Below are 3,987 nucleotides of genomic sequence, written 5' to 3'. Positions count from 1 at the left end.
GTCATGCCCACCAACACCCAAAAAGCCGTGGCCTGGATCGAGCGGCAAAAGCAAGCCAATCCGTTTTTCCTTTACTTCGCGCTCACCTCGCCCCATGCACCCATTGTACCGACCAAAGAGTGGCAGGGAAAATCGAAAGCGGGGCCTTATGGCGACTTTATGATGCAGAGCGATTGGAGCGCCGGAGAAATACTCAAAGCCTTGAAAGAAGGCGGTTTCTCGGACAATACCATTATCATTTTCAGTTCCGACAACGGCCCCGAGCACTACGCTTTCGACCGGGTTAAGAATTACGATCATTACAGCATGGGCCCACTGCGCGGACTCAAACGGGATGTGTGGGACGGCGGCCACCGGGTACCCTTCGTGGTCAAATGGCCGGGTGTCGTCAAGCCGGGAGCGGTATCCAAAGAATTGGTCAGTCAAATCGACCTGATGGCAACGTTGGCTTCCATCCTCGGTGTCAAACTACCTCGGAAGACCGCAGAGGACAGTTTCGATCAATCCGCTTTGCTACGTGGCAAGGGGGCGAGTGCTCGGCCCAGCATGGTTCACAATACATTCGAGAATAAATTTGCGGTGCAAAAAGACAATTGGGTACTGATTGACGCTAAAGACGGCGAACACAGCAAGATGCCTGACTGGTATCGTACCCGAGAAAAATACGAGGGAAGCACGGGGTCCAAAGAAGTCCTGTTTGACTTACGCAAAGACCTGGGGCAGCGGAAGAACGTGATCGCCAAGTACCCCGCCAAAGCGGAAGAACTGCGCATGGAGTTGAAAAAGATTCGCGAGCAGAAATAACCAGATATAGTCAATTACCCGAAAGCCCGGCAACTATGAAGTATCTCGTGCTCCTCCTTTTTCTGGCCGCTTGCAGTCGGCCCGCAACGACCGTGGAGTACGATAACTACGGCGGAATAAAATCAATCGTAAGAGAAAAGACGGGATTTTTCCGGGTTGATTCGACGGCCGGGCGCTGGTTGTTTGTAACGCCCGAGGGGCACGGGTACTTCGCCATCGGCGCCAACCATACGGGTAAATTTTTGGAAGACAGCAGTCAATCCGGCCCCTACCTGGCGAGGTTTGACGGCGATTCGACCAAAGTGCGGGAGGATTTGTACCAAAACTACCTGCGGCTGGGCTACAATGCCGGGGAGGCTTACGGCCAGCACGATCCGTATTTGAAAACCAAACTACCCTACATCGCGCATTTGGACTACCCGCAAAGCGATTATCTCAAAATAGACATTTTTGACAAAGAAAATCAGCAAACATTGTACGATCACACAGTGGCCCAATGCCAACCCCTGCGCGATGATAAGATGCTGATCGGCATTGCCTTTCGGGATTTGCCCGCCTGGAACAAGCGCCGTATGGATGTAGTGCGCAGCCTGCCCGCCACCGCTAAGGGCAAGGAGCGTTATCTGGATTTTTTGCTGGAACGTTACGGCAGCGACCTGGCAAGTTTGAATAAATTCTATGGAAGTCGTTTTTCCTCTTTTTCAGAAATCGGGAAAACAGAGGATTGGAAATTGGCGGCGGAGAACGAGAAAACGGCCAAGGACGACGCGGATTTCATGGCCCAAATCGCCGAAATATGGTACAGTACGCTCCGCAGGGCAGTCAACCAAGCCGCCCCCAACCATCTCTTCCTGGGCGAGCGACACCAGTTACGCGACACGCCCGATGCGGTGCTACAGGTAGTTGGAAAACAGGTCGATGTATTCCTGACCCAAGCCCTCATCCGTAGCAAGCAACGCCCGCCGGAGTGGCAGACCTTTCAGCCGGAGGCCTATCGACACGAATACGAGTTAACCCAGAAACCCATGGTGATCGTGGACTGGGCCACGCCGTTTAGTTTGGGAGAACGCTTCGACAGCGAACACGGGCCGATTAAAGACGAGCGCGAGGCCGTCCGGGACATCGCTACCTGGCTGGATGAACTCACCGAACTACCCTTTGTGATCGGGCATTTTAAATGCCAATTCATCGGTAGCCACGCCAACGACCGCTGGTTCGAGGGAAAGGCCAAGCGTACTACAATCAAAGACGACGGCACCGACTTCGACGTCATGAGTGACGAAATCGCCAAATCCCAGCGCAAAACGTTGCAAAAGGTGTATCAGAAAGCAAAAAAATAGTGGTGGTGCGGCCATCCTGGCCCGCACCCCTACCCGTAAAAAAGCTGAACCGGAGGCTTTCTATTTTTAGAAGCAAGAAGATTATTAAATAGACGTTGACACTGATTCAAAAATACCGCTGCCTCACCCAAACCATATCGAAATGAAGCACAACCAATCCTCAGAAAAAGCATCCTCCCGCCGCACGTTTATACGACATGCCTCACTTGGCGTCGCGGGCGTCTCGATTGTCCCCCGCCACGTACTGGGTGGCCCGGGGTTCACCGCTCCCAGCGATCAGGTGACGGTTGGCATCGTCGGTGCGGGCGGAAAAGGGAAACAGAACACTAAAAGTCTGCTCGAGCTTGACGATGTGCGGGTAGTGGCCGTGGCCGATCCGTCCTACTATTGGAATCTGCAGGAGTTCTACTATCGTACGGAAGCCGGGCGCGGCCTGGTGCGGCAGATGGTGGAGGATCATAACCGAGAAAAAGATAAAGCAGCCAGGGTAGCGGAGTACCTGGATTTCCGGGAAATGATGGAGAAGGAATCCGCGCTGGACGCCATCATGTGTTCCACCCCGGACCATACCCACGCCTACATTTCGCTGCTGGCGATGCGCGCCGGAAAGCACGTTTACTGCGAAAAACCCCTCACCCACAACATCTGGGAAGCCCGCGAGGTGCAGCGGGTGGCCCGGGAAACGGGCCTGGCCACGCAAATGGGAAACAGCGGCCACAGCATGGACGGCATTCGCGAGACCGTGGAGTACCTTCGGGCGGGTGCAATTGGCAATGTGCGTCATGTACATTCGTGGGTACCCGCCTCACGCTGGAACCCAGGGATGACAGGGCTGGCGGAGGGATCGTCGCCCAAACCCGCTGGGCTCGACTGGGATTTGTGGATGGGCCCCCGCGAGCCACTTCCTTTTAATACGGCCTACGCTCCGGTCAAGTGGCGGGACTTCTGGCGGTTTGGCTGCGGGGCAATGGGCGATTTTGGCTGCCACGACCTGGACGCCCCTACCTGGGCTTTCAATTTGAAGGCACCGACCAGTGTGGAGTTGCATCCGGCGGGATTCAGTAACGAAGAAATAGCCCCTTACGGCGAGATTGGCTACTACGAGTTCGACCAACGGGGCGACCAGAAACCTTTGAAACTTACCTGGTACTCGGGCGGCATACGACCGCCCCGTCCCGAATCCCTGCCGAGCAGCGTTCAGATGCCGAGTCGTGGCATTTTGTTTGAAGGCGACAAAGGCTTTATCATCAGCAACGCAGGCGACCGCAAACCTCAGCTGTTCCCCGAGTCATTACGTTCCTCGTTCAAGCCGCCCAAGCCCTCCATCCCGCGATCCAACGGCCACTTTCGCGACTGGATAGACGCTATCAAAGGCGGCCCGGCCGCCAGCGCTAATTTTGAATATGGCGCTCGCCTGACCGAAATTTCGTTGTTAGGGGTACTTTCGTTGCGCCTGGGAGGAAAAAAACTGGATTGGGACTACGATCAGATGAAGGTTAAGGGAATGCCCGAAGCCGACAAATACATCCGTGAGCAGGTGCGCGAAGGCTGGGAAATGTCGTAGGGTTAGCTTGAACTACCTGCTATGATTACATAATGTTATTAGATCACAAGAATTGCCGTAGCGACACGACCAGGTGATGTACTGTAGTACTTGGTTCTTCAGCAGCCGGATTGCTCTGGTTACCGCTCATTCTGTCCATGTATTCATCCAGTAGGCGTCGGGCGTTCTCGATAGCCTGGATTTGTTTATCGAACAGGGCCTTGAATACCAACTTGACGGATTCAGGCTTCTTCTCGTACGGAAATTTTAGTAGAGTCGTCAAGCGATCGGCGTACAGAT

General features: G+C 54.4%; 4 protein-coding genes. 3 read left to right on the top strand and 1 reads right to left on the bottom strand.

Annotated elements, in window-relative coordinates; all coding sequences use genetic code 11:
• The 3 genes from ACEW8P_RS13050 to ACEW8P_RS13040 form a co-directional block, all read left to right on the top strand.
• Positions 1-804 (top strand): sulfatase-like hydrolase/transferase (locus tag ACEW8P_RS13050; RefSeq protein ID WP_373513516.1); only part of this gene is annotated, 804 nt, incomplete at its 5' end.
• A gap of 35 nt (positions 805-839) precedes the next feature.
• Entirely contained in the window at positions 840-2,144 is a 1,305-nt protein-coding gene (locus tag ACEW8P_RS13045; RefSeq protein WP_373513515.1) for a hypothetical protein, read from the top strand.
• A gap of 142 nt (positions 2,145-2,286) precedes the next feature.
• Positions 2,287-3,708, top strand: a complete 1,422-nt coding sequence (locus ACEW8P_RS13040) for a Gfo/Idh/MocA family protein (protein WP_373513514.1) — start codon at positions 2,287-2,289, stop codon at positions 3,706-3,708.
• A 43-nt stretch (positions 3,709-3,751) separates the two neighbouring features.
• Here the strand turns inward: ACEW8P_RS13040 and ACEW8P_RS13035 are convergent.
• Positions 3,752-3,987, bottom strand: a 236-nt coding sequence (locus ACEW8P_RS13035; RefSeq protein ID WP_373513513.1) for a hypothetical protein, incomplete at its 5' end; no start/stop codon positions are given.

It is taken from the genome of Persicitalea sp. (assembly GCF_041751555.1).
In the GTDB taxonomy this organism is placed as follows: domain Bacteria; phylum Bacteroidota; class Bacteroidia; order Cytophagales; family Spirosomataceae; genus Persicitalea.
The sequence above is the reverse complement of the archived record's forward strand: the minus strand, read 5'-3'. Positions and strand labels throughout refer to the sequence as shown.